This is a genomic window from Pseudomonas sp. AK106 (genome assembly GCF_053903055.1).
The window spans coordinates 5,443,642-5,462,877 of sequence record NZ_CP096426.1 but is presented as its reverse complement, the minus strand read 5'-3'; the positions used below and the strand labels follow the sequence as shown (position 1 = coordinate 5,462,877).

Here is a 19,236-nt window from a genome sequence, read left to right as displayed (position 1 = left end):
CCGCCAGTCCCTTTGCTGATTCGGCCTTGGGCTCAAGTGTTGTAAATACTGAACGCTGTTGCCATGATGGCGACCACTTGACCTAACTTGATCATCAGGAGGACTCCCGCATTGGACGTCGGTGAACGACTGCAATCCATTCGTAAACTCAAAGGCCTGTCCCAGCGTGAACTCGCCAAACGAGCGGGCGTGACCAACAGCACCATCTCCATGATCGAGAAGAACAGCGTCAGCCCCTCGATCAGCTCGCTACGGAAGGTGCTGGGCGGCATACCGATGTCCATGGTGGAGTTCTTTTCCGAAGAACTCGAACCCGAAAACCCGACCCAAGTGGTCTATAAAGCCAGCGAACTGATCGATATCTCGGACGGTGCCGTGACCATGAAACTGGTCGGCAAATCCCATCCGAGTCGCGCCATTGCGTTCCTTTCCGAGGTCTACCCGCCGGGTGCCGACACGGGCATCGAGATGCTCGTGCACGAGGGCGAGGAGACCGGGATTCTGGTTGAGGGCCGTCTTGAACTGGTGGTCGGTCTTGATACCTACGTGCTGGAAGAGGGCGACAGTTACTACTTCGAGAGCTCCCGACCGCATCGCTTTCGCAACCCCTACGACGTTCCTGCGCGGCTCATCAGCGCTGCCACGCCGGCGAATTTCTGATCAGCGCCATGATTAACCGAACACTGATCTTCCTAGGGCTGGCCGGCTTGCTGTTCGCCAATGCGGCTGACGCGACCATGCGCTGCGGCACGGCGCTTATCAGTCTGGGTGACACCGCCGATCTGGTCCGCCAGAAGTGCGGCGCGCCAGACAGCAGTGTTGATCAAATGCCTGCGCTGCGAAGCAACGGCGTACCCAGGCTCGGTTTTGCGAAGGTTAGTTTGTGGGTGTACGGTCCTCGTAATGGTGCAAAACAACACCTGCGGTTTATCGAGGACAAGCTGGTAGAGATCGAGACGAAGCGGGATTGAGTCGCCGACTGGCAGTCGTTTTATGAGGGCGCAAGCGGCGCAATGCAGCAAATTCCCTGAAGGCCCGGTCCAAGCGCTATCCAATAACAAAATCAGGAGAGGCCGGATGCCGCATTCCTGCTCGATCGAGCAAGCTGTCGATCACGTGCTGGCCGAGTTGCCGGCCCATGTTCATATGGGTATGCCGCTGGGGTTGGGTAAGCCCAATCGTTTTGCCAACGCGTTGTATGCCCGGATCAAATCGCTGCCCGATCGGCATCTCACTATTTACACCGCGCTGTGCCTCGGGCGTCCCGATGGCGGCGACGGTTTGCAGGGACGGTTTCTCGAGCCTTTTCTGGAGCGCGTCTTCGACGATTACCCTGAACTGGATTTCCTCGCCGACCTGCGCCGGGACAACCTCCCGCCCAATATTCACGTGCAGCAGTTCTTCATGCAACCCGGCAGCCTGCTGGGCAGCGTCGAAGCGCAGCAGGATTACGTCAGCAGCAATTACAGCCACGCTGCGCGGGACATCAATGCCAACGGCCTGAACCTGATCGCGCAACTGATCGCCCGTGACCCGCAACGGCCCAATCAGCTCAGCCTGAGCTGCAACCCCGACATCACCCTCGACCTGCTGCCCTTGGTGGCAAAACGCCGTGGGTTGGGCGAGCGGATTCTGATGCTCGGCCACGTCCACTCGGACCTGCCCTACATGCAGGGCGATGCCGAGGTCAGCGCCGACACCTTCGACTTGCTGATCGAGCACGAAGAGCGCAGCACGCTGTTCTCGACGCCGAACATGCCGGTCGGTATCCAGGATCATTTCATCGGCTTGTATGCGAGCACGTTGGTGCGCGACGGCGGCACATTGCAGATCGGCATCGGTTCGATGGGTGACGCCCTGACCGCCGCCTTGCTTGCGCGCCAGGCCGATAACGAAACCTACCGCGCGTGCCTGGCCGAGCTGGACGGCATCTCCACCTGGAAGCCGTTGATCGAGGCGCAAGGCGGGGTGATGCCCTTCGCCACCGGGCTTTATGGCTGCAGCGAAATGCTGGTCAACGGTCTGCTGGTGCTGCTGGATGCGGGAATCATCCGGCGCAAGGTGTACGCCGACATCGAGCTGCAGCAAATGGCCAACGACGGGGTTCTGGACGAGTCGGTTTATGGCGACGGCGTGTTGATTCACGGCGGCTTCTTTCTCGGCCCGCGCAGTTTCTACGAGCGGCTACGGGAATTCACGCCGGCGCAGATCGCGCAGATCAACATGACCGCGATCAGCTACATCAACGAGCTCTACGGCAACGAGACGCTCAAGCGTCTGCAGCGGCGCGATGCGCGGTTCATCAACAGTTGTTTCACGGTCACGTTGCTGGGCGCAGCGGTTTCAGATCAGTTGGCCGATGGCCGCGTGGTCAGCGGTGTCGGCGGGCAGTACAACTTCGTCGCTCAGGGCCATGCGCTGGAAGGCGCGCGTTCCGTGCTGATTCTGCGCAGCTGGCGTGAGTCGGGCGGGGAGGTGAATTCCAATATCGTCTGGGACTATGCGCACACGACAATCCCGAGGCATCTGCGTGACATCGTCGTCACTGAATATGGCATCGCCGATCTGCGCGGCAAGACCGATTCGGCGGTGATCGAGGCACTGCTTAATATCAGCGACTCACGCTTCCAGCCGGGCCTGATCGATCAGGCGCAGAAGGCCGGCAAGCTGCCGAAGGATTTCCGCCTTGATCCGTTGTTCAGCCAGAACACGCCCGAGCGGCTGAAGTACATCCGCCATCAGTTCCCTTCGCTCTTCGTCGAATACCCGCTGGGTAGCGACTTCACGGCTGAAGAGCGCGATCTGCTGCGCGCGCTGAACTGGCTGAAGAGCAAGTTCAAGCTCACGGAAATCATCGAGCTGGGCAAGGCCACGCTGGAAGCGCCTGACGCGAGCGCGTATCCGGAGCACTTGCAGCGCATGGGCCTCGATCATCCACAGGGGTTGCGGGACGAGCTGTATCAGCGGTTGGTGTTGGCGGGGTTGCAGGCGACGGCTTAGGCCTGATGTTTCCCACGTTCACTGTGGCATCCGTTCAGCCGAGGGTTTTGATCACCAGCAGCACGGCGGCGAAGAAGCCGCTAACAGCGAACAGCTGCTGCAACCGCGGGCCGGCGAGGTAACGGCTGACCTGCCTGCCGGCCATCAGTCCCGCGACAGCCCCGGCGGCGAACGGCAGGCCCACTGACCAGTGCATCGCGCCGCTGACGCTGGCAGTGATCACGCTGCCGGTCGACACCAGTGCGATCACCGCCAGCGACGTGGCGACGATGCTTTTCATCTCAAGGTCGGTGTAGCGCGTTAAGGCCGGCACGATGACAAAGCCGCCGCCCACGCCGAGCAATCCTGACAATAGGCCGGCCAGCGCGCCGGTTGCCGCCAGTGACCGGGCGCACGGCAGCGTCCAGCGCAAGCGACCCACCAGCGGATTGACCACGCAGGGCCTGAACGCGCCCCGATCCGGCGGCTTGCCGTGGCGCAGTTCGTGAGCGGCTTTGCGGTAGATCCGCCCGCACACATAAAACAGAATCAGTGCAAACCCCAGCGCCAGCGGCGCATTGGGCAATTGATGCGCCAGCCACAGGCCTACCGGCGACAGCGCGATGCCAATGATTGCGATGAAAATGGCGGCGCGGTAACGGACGATGCCTTGGCGCAATCCGAGCGCTGCACCGACCGCCGAGGCCAGCCCGACGGCCAGGAGGCCCACCGGCGCAGCTTCGATCATTGTCAGGCCCAGCCCGAAAACCAGCAGCGGCACCGCAAGGATGCCGCCACCCGCGCCTGTCAGGCCCAACACCGCGCCAATGATCGTACCGAGGCCGGCTCCGATCAGTTCGTGTTCATTCATGTTAAGTGAGCAAGTCCCGTGGGTCTGTCCGGAGGTGGGTGTTCAGTCGGTGAGCGCGCGGGATCAGCGCGCCTGGCAGCACTTACACCGCATTGATCGGGACTTTCAGGTAGCGCACGCCGTTGTCCTCCGCTTCCGGCAGATTGCCGCCGCGCATGTTGATCTGCACCGAAGGCAGGATCAGCACGGGCATGTCGAGGGTGGCATCGCGCTTCTCGCGCATCTCCACAAAGGCGTCCTCGTCGATGCCTTCACGCACATGGATATTGCTGGCGCGTTGCTCGGCAACGGTGGTCATGAACATCAGCTCTCGGCCGTTGGGCAGGTAGTCGTGACACATGAACAGACGCGTCTGCGGCGGCAGGCCGAGGATCCGGCCGACCGAGCGATAAAGCGTGCGCGCATCGGCACCGGGGAAGTCGCAACGAGCGGTGCCGTAGTCGGGCATGAACAGGGTATCGCCGACAAACGCCACCGCTTCATTGCCAGCTTCAATCACGTACGTCATGCACGCCGGTGTGTGGCCAGGGGTGTGCATGGCTCTGGCCCGCAGCGTGCCAATCTGAAAATGCGCGTCATCTTCCAGCAGCCGGTCGAACTGGCTGCCATCACGGGCGAAGTCGCCTTTGGCGTTGAACAGCGTGCCGAAGACTTTCTGCACGCGGGTGATGTGGCTGCCAATGGCGACCGTGCCGCCGAGCTGTTCTTTCAGGTAGGCCGCCGCCGAGACGTGATCGGCGTGGACGTGGGTTTCCAGAATCCACTGCACCGACACGCCCAGCTCGCGGACCCTGCCGATCAGCTTGTCCGCAGATTGCGTGCTGGTGCGCCCGGATTTAGGGTCGTAATCCAGCACGCTGTCGATCAGCGCGGCCTGAAGCGTAGAGCGGTCAATGACCAGGTAACTGATGGTCGAGGTCTGCGGATCGAAGAACGCCTCTACGCTCAGTTTTTCGCCAATGATCATGATGCTCTCCTTTATTGCTGGTACAGGAATGCTGAAGCAGCTATCAAACGAACGTTACAACGCCATCTTTCAACGACTGTACGCGCGCCAGTGACTCTACACGATAGCCCTGGCCATCCAGTTCGGCGCGGCCGCCCTGGAACGACTTCTCGATCACGATACCCAGGCCGGCGACCGTCGCGCCCGCTTGCTTGATGATCGAGATCAGCGCCTGTGACGCCTTACCGTTGGCCAGGAAGTCGTCGATGATCAGCACACGATCGCTGCTGTTCAGGTGACGGGTAGAAATGGCGATGGTGCTTTCGGTCTGCTTGGTGAACGAGTACACCGACGCGGAAAACATGTTTTCAGTGAGGGTCAGCGACTGATGCTTGCGCGCGAAAATCACCGGAACGCCCATCTTCAAACCGGTCATGACCGCAGGGGCGATGCCCGACGCCTCGATGGTGACGATTTTGGTGATGCCCGAGTCGGCGAACAGCGCGGCGAATTCGTCGCCGATCTGCTGCATCAGCACCGGGTCGATCTGATGGTTGAGAAACGCGTCGACCTTCAATACCTGGTCGGAAAGCACGATGCCTTCGTCGCGAATTTTCTTGTGCAGTGCTTCCACGTGGGTGGTCCTCAGAGCGCAATGTGCGCGAAATAAACGTTATCTTTTCAGCATGGCGCGTATGTCCGCCAAGGCTGTGTTGCCGCGTACGGCTTTGACTTCGACGGGCGTGTCATCGTTGCCTTCCCAGGCGAGATCGTCCGGCGGCAGTTCGTCGAGGAACCGGCTCGGGAGGCAATCGATGATTTCGCCGTACTGCTTGCGCTTGGCCGCAAAGGTGAACGCCAGCGTCTGCCGCGCGCGGGTGATGCCCACGTAGGCCAGACGGCGCTCTTCTTCGATGGTGTCGGCTTCGATGCTGGAGCGGTGCGGGAGGATTTCCTCTTCCATGCCCATGATGAACACGTACGGAAATTCCAGACCCTTGGAGGCGTGCAGGGTCATCATCTGCACGCCTTCGGCGCCGTCTTCCTCTTCCTGCTGACGTTCGAGCATGTCGCGCAGGACCAGCTTGCCGATGGCCTCCTCGATGGTCATGCCGCCTTCTTCGTCCTTCTCCAGCGTGTTTTTCAGCGCCTCGATCAGGAACCACACGTTGCCCATGCGGTAGTCGGCGGCCTTGTCGCTGGAGCTGTTCTGACGAATCCAGTTTTCGTAATCAATGTCCATGACCATGCTGCGCAAAGCGGCAATCGGGTCCTGCGTCGCGCATTGCTGGCGCACGCCGTCCATCCAGTGTTTGAAGCGTCTGAGGCGGTCGGTGAAGCGGGCGTCCAGATGCTCGCCCAGGCCGATCTCGTCGGTCGCGGCATACATCGACACCTTGCGCTCGGTGGAATAGTTGCCCAGCTTCTCAAGGGTGGTCGAGCCGATTTCCCGGCGCGGGACGTTGATCACGCGCAGGAAGGCGTTGTCGTCATCCGGGTTCACCAGCAGGCGGAAATAGGCCATCAGGTCTTTCACTTCCTGACGTCCGAAGAAGCTGTTGCCCCCGGACAGCCGATACGGAATCTGATGGTGCTGCAGCTTCAGCTCGATCAGCTTGGCCTGATAGTTACCGCGATAGAGGATCGCGAAGTCGCTGTACGGCCGGTCGGTGCGCAGGTGCAGGCTGAGAATTTCGATGGCCACGCGCTCGGCTTCGGCGTCTTCGTTCTTGCAACGAATCACACGGATTTCATCGCCGTGGCCCATCTCGCTCCAGAGCTGTTTCTCGAACGCGTGGGGGTTGTTGGCGATCAGCACGTTGGCGCAGCGCAGAATACGGCTGGTAGAGCGGTAGTTTTGCTCCAGCATTACCACTTTCAACGACGGGTAATCGTCCTTGAGCAGCATAAGGTTTTCCGGCCGCGCGCCGCGCCAGGCGTAGATCGACTGGTCGTCGTCACCCACCACGGTGAACTGGCAGCGCGTGCCGATGAGCATCTTCACCAGCAGGTACTGGCTGGCGTTGGTGTCTTGGTATTCGTCGACGAGGAGGTAGCGCACCTTGTGCTGCCACTTTTCCAGAATGTCGGCGTGCTCTTCGAACAGCTTCACCGGCAGCAGAATCAGGTCGTCGAAATCCACCGCGTTGTACGCCTTGAGCGTGCGCTGGTAGTGGCTGTAGACGATGGCGGCGGTCTGTTCCTTGGGGTTGCGCGAATTGGCGAGGGCTTCGGGCGGCAGAATCAGTTCGTTTTTCCAGGCGCCGATCATGTTCTTGATCTCGTCGACGCCGTCGTCGCCCGAGTATTCCTTCTGCATGATGTCCGTCATCAGCGCCTTGACGTCGGTCTCGTCGAAGATCGAGAACCCGGGCTTGTACCCCAGACGGGCGTGTTCCTTGCGGATGATGTTCAGGCCCAGGTTGTGAAACGTCGAAACGGTCAGGCCGCGCCCTTCGCCGCTGCGCAGAAGGGTCCCGACGCGCTCCTTCATCTCCCGCGCCGCCTTGTTGGTAAAGGTCATGGCGACGATGTACTGGGCACGGATGCCGCAGTTCTGGATGAGGTGGGCAATCTTGCGTGTGATCACGCTGGTCTTGCCGGAGCCAGCGCCGGCGAGCACCAAAAGAGGGCCGCCGACGTAGTTCACGGCTTCCTGTTGCCGGGGATTGAGTCGGGACATGGGGAAAAGTGGGGTCGCTTTGAAAAGGGCGGGCATTTTAACAGGGTCAGCGGATTTCGCAGCCACCGTCCGACACTGTGATGCGCCGCGCTATCTATATTTCGCCGTTTTGTTACATTTGCCTACTGCGGATGATTATCGCGTTTGACGACCCTCATTCGGGGGTGCGCCAAGGTCTTTACGTTTGTGTGGGGAGTTAGCTTGTCTACGCCTGTCGAACCCTTGCGCTTGCTGCTTCTGGCGGACACGCCCGAATGGCCGGCATCGTTGCGCGAGTGCCTGGCGCCGCTCGTAGACGCCGCCGTCCTGGACTGCGCGTCGAGCTGGGACGCCGTTGGCGATCAAACAGACCTCGCAGCCCCTGGAATCCTTTTCACCACTGAAGCCCTTCAGCCCGCCGCCGGCCAATGCAACTGGCCCACCGTATTGCTTTTTGACACGGAGCCGGACGAAGAGCCCGTCGGCGTCAGTGACTGGCTGGTGCGCGATGCGCTCACTCCGCAGGCTTTGCGCCGTTGTCTGCGTCATGTGCGCGAACGGGGCGTGCTGGAAACCACGCTCAATCGCCTCGCCGAGCAAGACCCTCTCACCGGAATCGCCAACCGCCAGGGCTTTCAGACCCTGTTGGCCGCCCGGCTGGCCGAGTTCGACGGTCGAGGCCTGGCCCTTGGGCATCTGGACCTGGACAACTTCCGCCGCGCCAATGACGCGTTGGGTCATCAGGCAGGCGATCGACTGATCCTGCAAGTCGTGGCGCGGCTGAAAGGCCAACTGGAAGCGTGCGATCAACTGGCACGACTGGGCAGCGATGAATTCGCCCTTCTGATCGACACTCGACGTGCCCCTGAGCGGGCGGAGTCCATTGCCGAGCGCATCACCGAAGCCTTGTCCGAACCGTATTGGGTCGATGGCGAAAGCCTGTTGATCGGGTGCAGCCTGGGCATCGCCTATGCGCGCATCAATGGCGGCGCCGATCCCTTGATGTGGCATGCGCATATCGCCATGCAGCAGGCCAAAGGCACGCAGGGCTGCACGTTTCACGTCTTCAACGAACGCATCAACCGCAATGCCCGAAGCCTCGCCGACCTGGAAAGCGAGCTGCGCCGCGCCTTGCGTCGCGACGAGCTGGAGCTGCATTACCAACCGCGCCTGTGCCTGAACACCGGGCACATTCTGGGGCTTGAGGCACTGGTGCGCTGGCGCCACGCTGAACGTGGGCTGTTGCCGCCGAGTGAATTCGTGCCATTGGCCGAGCAGAGCGGGCTGATCGTGCCGCTGGGATACTGGGTCATCGCCCGTGCGCTCCGAGACATGCAGGCGTTGCGCGAGAAAGGCGTACCGCCGCTGCACATGGCGATCAACCTTTCATTCCGTCAATTCCAGGACAACCAGTTGCTCGCAACGCTCAGCCGATTGATTGCCGATCGCGGCATTGACGCGCAATGGCTGGAATTTGAACTGACCGAAACGGCCGTCATGCGCCGCAGTGACCTGGTCAGGCAGACCATGGACGCGCTGGGTCGCCTGGGGGTGCGCTTCTCGCTGGACGATTTCGGCACCGGGTTTTCATCCTTCGTGCACCTCAATAGCCTGCCGATCACGCTGCTGAAGATCGACAAGAGCTTTGTCGGTGAAATGGAGCAGCGCGAGGAAAACCGCAAGCTGGTCCACGCCATGATCAACCTGGCCCACAACCTCAGCCTCGAAGTGGTGGCCGAAGGTGTTGAAACCCCTGAGCAACTGGCCTTGCTGCGCAGCTTCAACTGCGATCAGGTCCAAGGGTTTCTCATCAGCCACCCGCTTGCGTTGCCAGAGCTGACGGAGTATCTGGCGATGCATCAGGTGCAGAGAAAGGGACTGCAGGGGACTTGAGGAGCCACGCACGGCCCTACAGGTCTGAGTTCGCCTACCCCATCACCACAACGCCCGTCGCCTCTTTGCGCAGCAGCCGCGCCGTCTTGCGCTCGAATGCCCAGGTCAGTGCGACCGCTGAGCAGAGCAGGCCGATCGCCAGTCCCCACCACACGCCCACCGCGCCCTGGTTCGCCAAAAACCCAAGGCCCCACGCTAACGGCGCGCCGACCACCCAGTAGCTCGCCAGCCCGATCAGGAACGTGGTTTTTGCGTCCTTGAAACCTCGAATGGCACCCATGGCAATGGTCTGCGTGCCGTCGAGAATCTCGAACCAGGCGGCGATGGCCAGCAACTTCACCGCCAGCTCGACCACTCCCTGGTATTTCGGATCGTTGACGTCCACGAACAACCCGATGACGGCGTGGGGCGCGACCCAGAACAGAATGCCGAACGACAGCATCAGCAGCCCGCCAAAACCAATCCCCATGCGTCCGGCAGTGCGCGCCAGCAGCAGATTTCCCGCCCCGTAGTGCAAGCCGATGCGCATGGTCACCGCATAGGAAATCCCGACTGGAACCATGAACGCCATCGACACCGATTGAAGGGCGATCTGGTGCGCGGCCATCTGTGTGCTGCCCATGGCCCCCATGCAGAACGCCGCAAAGGTGAACAGCCCGACTTCCACCGCGTACGTGCCGCCAATGGGCAGGCCCAGGCGCCACAGCTCTTTCAGGCAGCTGCGCGAGAGTTTCATCAGTTCTTTGTGAAGGGGGTACGCCGCGTAGGCGCTGTGATAACGAATGTGAAGTGCGAGGGCCAGGGCCATGGCGTTGGTGACAATGGCCGTGACCAGGCCAATGCCCATCAGGCCCCAGTGCGGCAGGCCGAACAGTCCGTGTATAAAGGCGTAATTGAGCCCGAAGTTGAGCGCCACGCCCACCAGGCTGATCACCATCACGGGTGTGGCGCGCCCCAGCGCACTGGTGAATCCGCGCAGGGCCATGAAGCTCAGAAGGCCGGGCAGCGCCAATGGCAGCGTGATCAGGAATTCACTGGCCATGTGCACGTTGGCTTCATCTTGACCAAACTGCAGCAGAATCGGCTCGAGGTTCCACAGGATCAGCGCGGCAATCAGCGCCATGCCCCATGCCAGCCACAAACCGGCCTGGGTCAAGCGGGTGACGCCTGCGTGATCGTTCGCGCCCTTGCGGATGGCAACCAACGTGCCGACCGCGGCCATGACACCCACGCAGAAGAACGACACGAAGTTATAGCTCGCCGCACCCAGCCCGCCACCGGCCAGGGATTCCGGGCCCAGTTTGCCCATCATTACGGTGTCGGTGAACACCATCAGCATGTGCGCCATCTGCGAAGCAATCAGCGGCCCGGCCAGACGCAGGATGATCCACAGTTCTTTGAAGGCGTGCTGGTGCATGGTCTTTGCGCTCGGGTTACTGGTGTTGGCAGGCCGGTCATTGTGGGGATTCAGGCGGGGATGCACAAAGGGATAAATGCGATCTCTCGCATGAGTAAAACTCATCCTGATATTTCTTTAGTAGAGTGATCTCACCTGCCCGACTGCCTGAGGGATACCCGTCGATGTCACGCACCCTTCCGCCACTGTATGCCCTGCGCGCGTTTGAAGCCGCTGCGCGACACAGTTCGTTCACGCGTGCCGCTGAAGAGCTGTCGATCACCCAAAGCGCGGTCAGTCGGCATATCCGCACGCTCGAAGAGCATTTCGCCTGCCGTCTGTTTCGCCGCAACGGTCGCAATCTGCAGCTTACCGAGGCCGCGCGTGAGTTGCTGCCGGGCGTACGGGAAGGTTTTTTGGCCTTGGAGCGAGCCTGCAGCGCGTTGATGGCGGAGGAGGGCATCTTGCGCATGAAGGCTCCATCGACCCTGACCATGCGCTGGTTGCTGGCGCGGCTGAGTCGTTTTCGCCATCTGCAGGTGGGCAACGAAGTCCAGCTGACCAGCGCCTGGATGGACATCGACAGCGTCGACTTCACTCAGGAGCCATTCGATTGCGCGGTGTTGCTCAGCCATGGGCACTTCCCGCCGGAGTGGGAGGCGACCTACCTGTTCCCTGAGCTGCTGATTCCCGTGGGCGCGCCGACGCTGCTGGATGATGAGCCTTGGGATGCCGAGCGACTGGCTGGCGCCGAACTGTTGCATCCCACGCCCGACCGTCGCGACTGGCGCCGATGGCTGGAGCACATGGATTTGTCTGACCGGGTCTCGCTCAAGGGAGGGCAGGTCTTCGACACGCTGGAGCTGGGCATGATTGCGGCGGCCCGGGGTTACGGCGTTTCCATGGGCGATCTGCTGATGGTGGCGGAGGATGTCGCCCAGGGCCGACTGAGCCTGCCTTGGCGCACAGCGGTGGTCAGCGGGGAAAACTACTACCTTGTCTGGCCAAAGACTCGGCCGGGCGGCGAGCGTATGCGGCGGTTGAGTGACTTTTTGCAGGGCGAGGTGCAGGCGATGGAATTGCCGGACGTGACGATTCTGGAGTGAGCCGTAAAGCGCTCGGCCATCGAAAGCGGACGCAGGACAGCCAAAGAGGGGATTAATTCCGTCCTGAAACGATGTAGGACTCAAGTATTTCGTTTGTCCGCCGAAGGTGTATTGCAGAGCCGGTTCACCTCAATCGGCTCATCGATTCCCTCTATTAGAATTCGTCCGAATGGTGTTCCTGAGATCCAGGACGGCCCAGTCGTTCGGCAAGGAGCACCCATGCCTCAGCCTCGCGCCCGAATTGCCTCGCAACTCGGCATTGCCCTGGCCGTTATTCTGGCCGTCGTCATCAGCGGCAGCACGCTGTTTGCCCTGCGCTCACTGGACTCGGCAAATCTGGTCATCCGTGAGGAGCACATGAGCAGCGAAGCCCGGTTGCTCGCCGACCAGTTGAACACCTTCCACAGCACGTTGCGCGACAGCACCCTGCGTCTGAGCGGTCTGTTCGAGAAGCGTTTTTCGGCCGGCCTGAGCCTGCAGGGTGATCAGCAGATTGCGGTCGCGGGCGTGCAGACCCCTGCATTACTGCTCAACGGCAACGCGCTGAACAACGACTTCACTGAAGTCGACGACTTCAAAAACATGACGGCCGGCGTGGCGACGGTCTTCGTTCGCAGCGGCGACGACTTCGTGCGCGTCAGCACGTCCCTGAGCAAGCAGGACGGCTCGCGCGCCCTCGGCACCTCGCTGGATCACAAGCATCCGGCCTACGAAAAGCTGCTGGCCGGGCAGGGATACGTCGGTCGCGCGCTGTTGTTCGACCGTTTGTACATGACGCAGTACAGCCCGGTGCGTGACGCCAGCGGAAAGGTCATCGCCGTGTTGTTCGTCGGCTTCGATTACACCGACGCGCAGAAGGCGCAGTTCGACAACCTGAAAAACTTCCGCATCGGTTCCACCGGTTCGCTGGCGTTGCTTGATGAGCAGAACAAATGGCTGGTGCCGCCTGCGGGCGTGAAGGACCTGGATCAGGCAAGCACCACGCTGGCCGAGTTCGCCAAGACGCCGAGCGTTGGGCGTTTCTGGCAGGACGCCGGTGAAGATTTCTACACCGTCGGCGAGAAGTTTGCCGGCGGCCCGTGGACGGTTCTGGCGACGATGCCCAAGGATGAAATCAGCGCAGTGACCTGGAGCGTCGGCACGCAATTGGCAATTGGCAGCCTTCTGGCGATGTTGATCGCTGTCGGCGCCGCGATCTGGCTGTTGCGCAGCAAGCTACGGCCGCTGTCGGCGCTGGTCAGTCAGGCAGAAGCCCTCGGCGCAGGTGATCTGAGTGCACGTCTGAACATTTCCAGCCATGACGAAATTGGTCAGTTGGCAGGCAGCTTCAACACGATGGGCCAGGCGCTGGAAACCATGGTGTCCCACATTCGCACGGCCGCGCAGGAAGTCAGCACCCGCGCCAACGCACTGTCCGGCTTGTCGGGCGGCGCTTATGACGGAATGGAACAGCAATCCGGCGAAATCACCAGCATGGCCGGTGCAGTGGAGGAGTTCAGCGCCACGGCCCTGACCATCGCCGACAACATGGGCACCACCGAACGCATGGCCCAGGGCAATGCCCAGCAGACGCGCATCGGTCGTACGTCCATGGAGGAAGCATCGGCCTCGCTGGAGCAAATTGCAGGCTCGCTGAGCAGCACCGCGACGGTGATCGATACCTTGGGCCAGCGCTCGCAAGAGATCGGCGGGATTGTCAGCGTCATCACCTCGATCGCCGAGCAGACCAACCTTCTGGCCCTCAACGCCGCGATCGAAGCCGCACGCGCCGGCGAGCAAGGCCGGGGTTTTGCGGTAGTGGCGGATGAAGTTCGCAGCCTGGCATCACGTACGCGCCAGGCCACCGATGAAATCTCCGGAATGATCAGCAGCATCCAGCAAGAGACCAGCAATGCCATCAGCACTATGCAGCAAGGCAACGCGCTGATGCAGGAAGGTCTCGCGCGCAACGCCAAAGTCGCAGCAGCGCTGGCCCAGATCGACGAACAAAGCCGCTCGGCCGGTGAGCAATTCACGTCCATCACCACGGCGACCCAGGAGCAGAGCAACACCGCAACGCTGCTCAGCGCCAACCTGCAAAGCATCGCCCTGGCGAACAGCGAGCAACGCGAAGTCGTGTCGAACCTCGCGATCACCGCTCAAGAGCTGAACGCGGTCGCGTCTGACTTGCAGAAAGAAGTGGATCGGTTTCGGTGAGGCGGGAGAGCTGCCTAGGCGCTTGAGCAAACCCGCCTTGGCATACTTGCTCCATTCAATTGTCAGCACCGCGCTTCCTTTGGAGTAATTCGGTAGCGGCAGCCATCACGTCCTCATGCGAGTGCGTCGGCCCCGAGTCGTCCATGGCTTCACGCACCTTGGCCCTGAACCACTGATCGTAAGCGTCCGGGTGTGCGCCGAGGCCAGCGGGTAGACCGCCTTCGCGGACTACTCGAGTGAGCAAAATACGCACTGCATCGGAAATGGTGAGGCCAAAGTTGGCCAAGGTCTCCGATGCCTGGTTTTTAAGTGCCGGATCAATCCTCACATGCAGCATTGAAGTGAAGATCTTTAGTTCGACGAAGGCCGATACTGCAAAGCCTCAGCAATGTGGCATCGGGCGATTGCGTCCACCTTCTCCAGATCGGCCAGCGTGCGCGCCACTTTCAGCAATCGGTGTGCAGCGCGCAGAGAGAGGTTCAGACGTTCACAAGCATTCTCGAGCCAGGCTTCGTCTTCCGGCAACAGCGCGCAGTGCTGACGCAGTGCGGGCAGATCAAGGAATGCATTGGCGCAGCCCTGGCGTCGTTGTTGGCGCTGTCGGGCTTCGGATACCACCTCCGCTGCGCTGGCGCTTTCACCCTTGCAATCGGGCGTTGCCGCTAAAGACGTGGTTTCACGGGCGACCGTCAGATGCAGGTCAATCCGGTCGAGCAGCGGCCCGGACAGCTTGTTGCGGTAACGCTGAATCTGATCAGTTGAGCAGCGACAGCGCCCGGTCGGCTCGCCGTGATAACCGCACGGGCAGGGGTTCATCGCCGCCACCAGCTGAAAGCGCGCCGGAAAGCGCACCCGATCCCGCGCGCGGGAAATCACGATGTGGCCCGATTCGAGCGGTTCGCGAAGCACCTCCAGCACACGCCGATCAAATTCCGGAAGCTCGTCCAGAAACAGCACGCCGTGGTGCGCGAGGGTGATTTCGCCAGGTTGCGGGCGACTGCCACCGCCGACCAGCGCAGGACCCGACGCCGAGTGATGAGGCTGGCGGAAGGGGCGCTGGGGCCAACTGGTCAGCGGCGCGTGACTGGCGACCGATTGAATCGCCGCCACTTCCAACGCTTCGAGCTCATCCAGCGGCGGCAATAGCCCGGGCAAACGGCTCGCGAGCAGCGTTTTACCGGTGCCGGGAGGGCCGCTGAAAAGCAGGTTATGCGCGCCAGCCGCGGCCACCAGCAACGCGCGTTTGGCAGCGATCTGGCCTTGCACCTCACTCAAGTCGGGATAAGGCTGCGTCTGCAGGATCAGGCCATTGGATTTATAGGGCGAGATAACCGTGTGTCCATTCAGGTGCGACACCAGCTCCAGCAGATGACTGACCGCGATCACCTTCAGGCCTGACGCCAGGCACGCCTCCTCGGCATTCACCGCAGGCACAATCAGCGTGTGTCCGGCTTCCCGCGCAGCAAGCGCCGCCGGGAGCACGCCTTGGACGGGCCGAATCGCCCCCGACAACGCCAGCTCCCCCAGACACTCAATGCCCTCCAGCGCAAGGGTCGGCACCTGCGCGCTGGCGGCGAGCAAGCCGAGGGCGATGGCAAGATCGAAGCGTCCGCCGTCCTTGGGCAAATCGGCAGGCGCCAGATTCAAGGTGATGCGCCGCGCAGGGAATTCCAGCCGACAGTTGAGGATCGCACTGCGCACCCGATCCTTGCTCTCCTTGACCGCGCCCTCTGGCAGACCCACCAGCGTCAGGCTGGGCAGCCCGTTGGCGAGATGGGTTTCAACGGTCACGGCGGGCGCTTCAACGCCAACTTGGGCCCGGCTCAGAACAATCGCTAGGGACATGTCTTTCCTTGAAGGCAGCACCGCTTCCTGCGGCGAGCTGAAGGATAGTCATTAGCCCGGCGGGTGGGCGAGGGCATGTTTTACGGGCTGTGTCTTAATCGTCTCAGTGCTGTCGAAGTGCGTGTTGCTTTATTGGCAATGTGAATCTAGACTCGCGCCTTAACGAATAACGTTAAGCGTTCGCGATGATTGCAAGCTTCAAATGTAAGGACACTGAATCCCTTTTTCGACAAGGCAAAAGTCGAGTGTGGTCGTCAATTCTTTCGGTCGTAGAGCGCAAGCTGACGATGCTGGATGCCGCTTCTTCCTTGGTGGACCTAAAATCTCCACCGGGCAATCGCCTAGAAGCGCTCATCGGGAATCGCTGCGGGCAGCACAGCATTCGTATCAACGGCCAGTGGCGGATTTGCTTCGTCTGGGGCGCTAATGGTCCAGAGAATGTTGAAATTGTCGATTACCACTGAGGCAACTATGACCAAAAACGGAATGCGACCTGTACATCCCGGTGAAGTTCTCAAAGAAGAGTTCCTCGAACCCTTGGGCCTTGCCTCAGCAGCGCTGGCTCGGGCGCTGAGCGTCTCGACACCCACCGTCAACGATATCGTCCTGCAGCGCAGGGGCGTCAGCGCCGACATGGCGCTACGGCTGGCGGCGTGTTTTGAGACCACCCCGGAGTTCTGGCTGAACTTGCAGCTCACCTACGACCTGCGCAAAGCAGAGATCGAGCGAGGGCAGGCCATCAAGGCTCAGGTTCAGCGCATTGCGCACTGCGCCTGAGCACATTCAGGTTCTGAAGCTCAACCCTGCGGCTCAGCCTCTGATGCTTTCGGCTGCGGCGCCAACTGCGCTTCCATCTCCGCCATCTTCGCTTCCAGTGCCTCAAGTCGGGCGCGGGTGCGGGCGAGGACGATCATCTGGCTGTCGAATTCTTCCCGGCTGACCAGGTCCAGCTTGCTGAAGCCGCTCTGCAGCAGCGCCTTGAACTGGGTTTCGAATTCGCTGCGTGGAACCGGGGTTTCGCCGTTGAACAGGCGGGAAGCGTGGCCGCTCAGGGCGTCGAGAAAAGCTTTGGGGGCGAGCATGATGAAATTCCAGAATCAGATGGCGCGAGTGTAGCACGCAGCTTTTGGCCCCTTGAGGCAAAGGATGCGCTGCACGCTTTTCGCGCATCGCCTCGGGCACGTGCGCACCGTTGTTGTGCGGTGATGGCAATCGACGACTACCCTAAAGCCTGAATTAACGGTGGAAGGGCCGAAATTCAAGACGATCGATGAGATGGCAAGCTTTCTGCTTAGTGGCTTGTAACCCATGCACTGATGCAGTCGCTGTGACGAATGCAGTGCGGCAGGCGGAGCGGGGAATGTTTCGTCAGAAGCGGTTTTCTGGAGCTGGTCAGGTCTCTTGCGGACACGACGCGTTACAAAGCCAGACACTGCGCTTAGACTTGAGTCGGGTTTGTTTTCCTGGGGCAAGTCCACCAATTCGGGAGAAAGTTTCATGAAGCTAGTCACTGCCATCATCAAGCCGTTCAAGCTGGACGACGTACGCGAGTCGCTGTCCGAAATCGGCGTGCAGGGCATCACAGTCACTGAAGTCAAAGGCTTCGGACGTCAGAAAGGCCACACCGAGCTGTATCGCGGTGCGGAGTATGTAGTCGACTTCCTCCCCAAGGTGAAGATCGATGTTGCGATCGACGACAAGGATCTGGACCGCGTTATCGAAGCGATAACCAAAGCGGCCAACACCGGCAAGATCGGTGACGGAAAGATCTTCGTGGTCAATCTGGAACAGGCCATCCGCATCCGTACCGGCGAAACCGATACCGACGCAATCTAAGCCGCCAAACCCCAACGCCCCAGGAGAAAACAATATGACTCTGCGTCAATTCGCAGGGCTAGGAGCCCTGTTGTCCCTCGTAACCCCTGGCTTGGCCATGGCGGCAGACGAAGTGGCAGCCCCCGTACTCAATTCCGGCGACACCGCCTGGATGCTGACCTCCACCGCGCTGGTGCTGTTCATGACCATCCCCGGTCTGGCGCTGTTCTACGGCGGCATGGTCCGCTCCAAAAACATTCTTTCCGTGATGATGCAGTGCTTCGCCATTACCGGCCTGATCAGCATCCTGTGGGTCGTCTACGGCTACAGCATGGCGTTCGACACCACCGGTATGGAAGCCAACGTCGTCAACTTCAACTCCTTCGTCGGCGGTCTGTCGAAGGCGTTCCTGGCAGGCATTACCCCAGCGAGTATTACCGGTCCTGCGGCACTGTTCCCGGAAGCCGTCTTCGTGACCTTCCAGATGACCTTCGCCATCATCACCCCGGCCCTGATCGTCGGCGCTTTCGCAGAACGCATGAAGTTCTCCGCGATGCTGATCTTCATGGCGATCTGGTTCACCCTGGTTTACGCGCCGATTGCGCACATGGTCTGGAGCGGCGTCGGTGGTCTGTTGTGGGACTGGGGCGTGCTCGACTTCGCGGGCGGCACCGTCGTTCACATCAACGCCGGTGTGGCTGGCCTGGTAGCGTGCCTGGTGCTCGGCAAGCGTAAAGGTTTCCCGACCACCCCGATGGCTCCGCACAATCTGGGTTACACCCTGATAGGCGCGGCCATGCTCTGGGTCGGCTGGTTCGGCTTCAACGCAGGTTCGGCGGCTGCGGCCAACGGCACCGCCGGTATGGCCATGCTGGTCACCCAGATCGCTACCGCTGCTGCAGCGCTGGGCTGGATGTTCGCCGAATGGCTGACCCACGGTAAGCCTAGCGCTCTGGGCATCGCCTCGGGTGTGGTTGCCGGTCTGGTTGCTGTGACTCCAGCTGCCGGCACTGTCGGCCCGATGGGCGGCCTGATCATCGGTCTGGCGGCAGGCGTGGTCTGCTTCTTCTGCGCCACCAGCCTGAAACGCAAACTGGGCTACGACGACTCCCTGGATGCCTTCGGCGTTCACGGTATCGGCGGTATCCTCGGCGCGATCCTGACCGGCGTGTTTGCAGCCCCTTCGCTGGGCGGCTTCGGCACCGTGACCGACATCGCGGCACAAGTCTGGATTCAGTGTAAAGGCGTCGGCTTCACGGTCATCTATACCGCGATCGTGACCTTCATCATCCTCAAGGTGCTCGACATGGTCATGGGCCTGCGTGTCACCGAAGAAGAAGAAGCGGTCGGCCTGGATCTGGCGCAACATAACGAACGTGGTTACAACTTGTAATCCACCCATGAAAAAATGCCCGGGTCTCCGGGCATTTTTTTGTCTGGCGTTTGTCGATAGGGATGTCCGCACAGGGAGCAGGCTTTCCAGGCAGGAACATCCGCTGCAATGTGCGGCCAATCCTGACGTTTCTG

18 protein-coding genes and 1 pseudogene are annotated in these 19,236 nt (G+C 61.1%); 11 read left to right on the top strand and 8 right to left on the bottom strand.

Translation table 11 applies throughout. From position 1 onward, the window contains the following. The first annotated feature begins 111 nt into the window (after positions 1-111). The 3 genes from M1E04_RS23980 to M1E04_RS23970 all read left to right on the top strand — a co-directional run bounded on the left by M1E04_RS23980 (position 112) and on the right by M1E04_RS23970 (position 3,000). Entirely contained in the window at positions 112-660 is a 549-nt protein-coding gene (locus M1E04_RS23980) for a cupin domain-containing protein (RefSeq protein ID WP_065988249.1), read from the top strand. Positions 661-707: 47 nt separating this feature from the next. Next, a complete protein-coding gene (locus M1E04_RS23975; protein ID WP_456292153.1) occupies positions 708-971 on the top strand; it encodes a DUF2845 domain-containing protein in 264 nt (87 codons plus the stop codon). Positions 972-1,077: 106 nt separating this feature from the next. Further along, positions 1,078-3,000 carry an acetyl-CoA hydrolase/transferase C-terminal domain-containing protein gene (locus tag M1E04_RS23970; RefSeq protein WP_456292152.1) on the top strand — a complete coding sequence of 641 codons (1,923 nt, stop codon included), beginning with the start codon at positions 1,078-1,080 and terminating at the stop codon, positions 2,998-3,000. 34 nt (positions 3,001-3,034) lie between these two features. Here the strand turns inward: M1E04_RS23970 and M1E04_RS23965 are convergent, their stop codons facing one another. The 4 genes from M1E04_RS23965 to rep form a co-directional block, all read right to left on the bottom strand. Further along, the gene (locus M1E04_RS23965; protein WP_065988252.1) at positions 3,035-3,850 is read right to left on the bottom strand and encodes a sulfite exporter TauE/SafE family protein; all 816 of its coding nucleotides are present in this window, start codon (positions 3,848-3,850) and stop codon (positions 3,035-3,037) included. 82 nt (positions 3,851-3,932) lie between these two features. Continuing rightward, positions 3,933-4,817, bottom strand: a complete 885-nt coding sequence (locus tag M1E04_RS23960; protein ID WP_192130669.1) for an MBL fold metallo-hydrolase — start codon at positions 4,815-4,817, stop codon at positions 3,933-3,935. 43 nt (positions 4,818-4,860) lie between these two features. Next, complete coding sequence (locus tag M1E04_RS23955) at positions 4,861-5,430, bottom strand: xanthine phosphoribosyltransferase (protein WP_065988254.1); 570 nt, start codon at positions 5,428-5,430, stop codon at positions 4,861-4,863. Between the two features lie 39 nt (positions 5,431-5,469). Then, positions 5,470-7,479, bottom strand: a complete 2,010-nt coding sequence (rep, locus tag M1E04_RS23950; protein ID WP_074892658.1) for a DNA helicase Rep — start codon at positions 7,477-7,479, stop codon at positions 5,470-5,472. Between the two features lie 201 nt (positions 7,480-7,680). Here rep and M1E04_RS23945 point away from each other — a divergent pair, with 201 nt between their 5' ends. Further along, on the top strand, positions 7,681-9,351 hold the full coding sequence (locus M1E04_RS23945) for a putative bifunctional diguanylate cyclase/phosphodiesterase (protein WP_065988256.1): 1,671 nt from the start codon (positions 7,681-7,683) through the stop codon (positions 9,349-9,351). Between the two features lie 34 nt (positions 9,352-9,385). Here the strand turns inward: M1E04_RS23945 and M1E04_RS23940 are convergent, their stop codons facing one another. Further along, complete coding sequence (locus M1E04_RS23940) at positions 9,386-10,768, bottom strand: NorM family multidrug efflux MATE transporter (protein ID WP_065988257.1); 1,383 nt, start codon at positions 10,766-10,768, stop codon at positions 9,386-9,388. 164 nt (positions 10,769-10,932) lie between these two features. Between M1E04_RS23940 and M1E04_RS23935 the strand changes: the two genes are divergently transcribed. From M1E04_RS23935 to M1E04_RS23925, 3 genes and pseudogenes are all read left to right on the top strand, one after another. After that, complete coding sequence (locus tag M1E04_RS23935) at positions 10,933-11,853, top strand: LysR substrate-binding domain-containing protein (protein ID WP_192130672.1); 921 nt, start codon at positions 10,933-10,935, stop codon at positions 11,851-11,853. Between the two features lie 219 nt (positions 11,854-12,072). After that, positions 12,073-13,194 (top strand): annotated as a pseudogene (locus M1E04_RS23930) (Cache 3/Cache 2 fusion domain-containing protein); the annotation flags it as partial. Then, positions 13,189-14,049, top strand: a complete 861-nt coding sequence (locus tag M1E04_RS23925) for a methyl-accepting chemotaxis protein (RefSeq protein ID WP_456293234.1) — start codon at positions 13,189-13,191, stop codon at positions 14,047-14,049. The pseudogene M1E04_RS23930 and the gene M1E04_RS23925, both read left to right, overlap by 6 nt. Before the next feature lie 55 nt (positions 14,050-14,104). Here M1E04_RS23925 and M1E04_RS23920 read toward each other — a convergent pair whose 3' ends face one another. Beyond that, the gene (locus tag M1E04_RS23920) at positions 14,105-14,386 is read right to left on the bottom strand and encodes a type II toxin-antitoxin system RelB/DinJ family antitoxin (RefSeq protein ID WP_192130674.1); all 282 of its coding nucleotides are present in this window, start codon (positions 14,384-14,386) and stop codon (positions 14,105-14,107) included. 14 nt (positions 14,387-14,400) lie between these two features. Then, entirely contained in the window at positions 14,401-15,894 is a 1,494-nt protein-coding gene (locus M1E04_RS23915; RefSeq protein ID WP_192130675.1) for a YifB family Mg chelatase-like AAA ATPase, read from the bottom strand. A 185-nt stretch (positions 15,895-16,079) separates the two neighbouring features. Between M1E04_RS23915 and M1E04_RS23910 the strand changes: the two genes are divergently transcribed. Together M1E04_RS23910 and M1E04_RS23905 are read left to right on the top strand one after the other, a co-directional pair. Further along, a complete protein-coding gene (locus M1E04_RS23910; RefSeq protein WP_192130676.1) occupies positions 16,080-16,358 on the top strand; it encodes a type II toxin-antitoxin system RelE/ParE family toxin in 279 nt (92 codons plus the stop codon). A gap of 7 nt (positions 16,359-16,365) precedes the next feature. Beyond that, complete coding sequence (locus M1E04_RS23905; protein WP_192130677.1) at positions 16,366-16,671, top strand: HigA family addiction module antitoxin; 306 nt, start codon at positions 16,366-16,368, stop codon at positions 16,669-16,671. A 20-nt stretch (positions 16,672-16,691) separates the two neighbouring features. Here M1E04_RS23905 and M1E04_RS23900 read toward each other — a convergent pair whose 3' ends face one another. Then, positions 16,692-16,976: an accessory factor UbiK family protein gene (locus tag M1E04_RS23900; RefSeq protein ID WP_410935063.1), complete on the bottom strand. Its 285-nt coding sequence runs from the start codon at positions 16,974-16,976 to the stop codon at positions 16,692-16,694. Positions 16,977-17,391: 415 nt separating this feature from the next. On the opposite strand from M1E04_RS23900, the gene glnK reads away from it, so the two are divergent. Together glnK and M1E04_RS23890 are read left to right on the top strand one after the other, a co-directional pair. Next, positions 17,392-17,730, top strand: a complete 339-nt coding sequence (gene glnK, locus M1E04_RS23895; protein WP_002555808.1) for a P-II family nitrogen regulator — start codon at positions 17,392-17,394, stop codon at positions 17,728-17,730. A gap of 34 nt (positions 17,731-17,764) precedes the next feature. Further along, on the top strand, positions 17,765-19,102 hold the full coding sequence (locus M1E04_RS23890) for an ammonium transporter (RefSeq protein ID WP_065987505.1): 1,338 nt from the start codon (positions 17,765-17,767) through the stop codon (positions 19,100-19,102). Positions 19,103-19,236: the final 134 nt, after the last annotated feature.

Bases quoted from the DNA above. Each gene is read 5' to 3' on its own strand.
- M1E04_RS23890 (WP_065987505.1), top strand. From the start codon at position 17,765: ATGACTCTGCGTCAATTCGCAGGGCTAGGAGCCCTGTTGTCCCTCGTA.
- M1E04_RS23960 (WP_192130669.1), bottom strand. From the start codon at position 4,817: ATGATCATTGGCGAAAAACTGAGCGTAGAGGCGTTCTTCGATCCGCAG.
- M1E04_RS23940 (WP_065988257.1), bottom strand. From the start codon at position 10,768: ATGCACCAGCACGCCTTCAAAGAACTGTGGATCATCCTGCGTCTGGCC.
- rep (WP_074892658.1), bottom strand. From the start codon at position 7,479: ATGTCCCGACTCAATCCCCGGCAACAGGAAGCCGTGAACTACGTCGGC.
- M1E04_RS23970 (WP_456292152.1), top strand. From the start codon at position 1,078: ATGCCGCATTCCTGCTCGATCGAGCAAGCTGTCGATCACGTGCTGGCC.
- M1E04_RS23905 (WP_192130677.1), top strand. From the start codon at position 16,366: ATGACCAAAAACGGAATGCGACCTGTACATCCCGGTGAAGTTCTCAAA.
- M1E04_RS23900 (WP_410935063.1), bottom strand. From the start codon at position 16,976: ATGCTCGCCCCCAAAGCTTTTCTCGACGCCCTGAGCGGCCACGCTTCC.
- M1E04_RS23910 (WP_192130676.1), top strand. From the start codon at position 16,080: ATGATTGCAAGCTTCAAATGTAAGGACACTGAATCCCTTTTTCGACAA.
- M1E04_RS23915 (WP_192130675.1), bottom strand. From the start codon at position 15,894: ATGTCCCTAGCGATTGTTCTGAGCCGGGCCCAAGTTGGCGTTGAAGCG.
- M1E04_RS23920 (WP_192130674.1), bottom strand. From the start codon at position 14,386: ATGCTGCATGTGAGGATTGATCCGGCACTTAAAAACCAGGCATCGGAG.
- glnK (WP_002555808.1), top strand. From the start codon at position 17,392: ATGAAGCTAGTCACTGCCATCATCAAGCCGTTCAAGCTGGACGACGTA.
- M1E04_RS23925 (WP_456293234.1), top strand. From the start codon at position 13,189: ATGGGCCAGGCGCTGGAAACCATGGTGTCCCACATTCGCACGGCCGCG.
- M1E04_RS23935 (WP_192130672.1), top strand. From the start codon at position 10,933: ATGTCACGCACCCTTCCGCCACTGTATGCCCTGCGCGCGTTTGAAGCC.
- M1E04_RS23965 (WP_065988252.1), bottom strand. From the start codon at position 3,850: ATGAATGAACACGAACTGATCGGAGCCGGCCTCGGTACGATCATTGGC.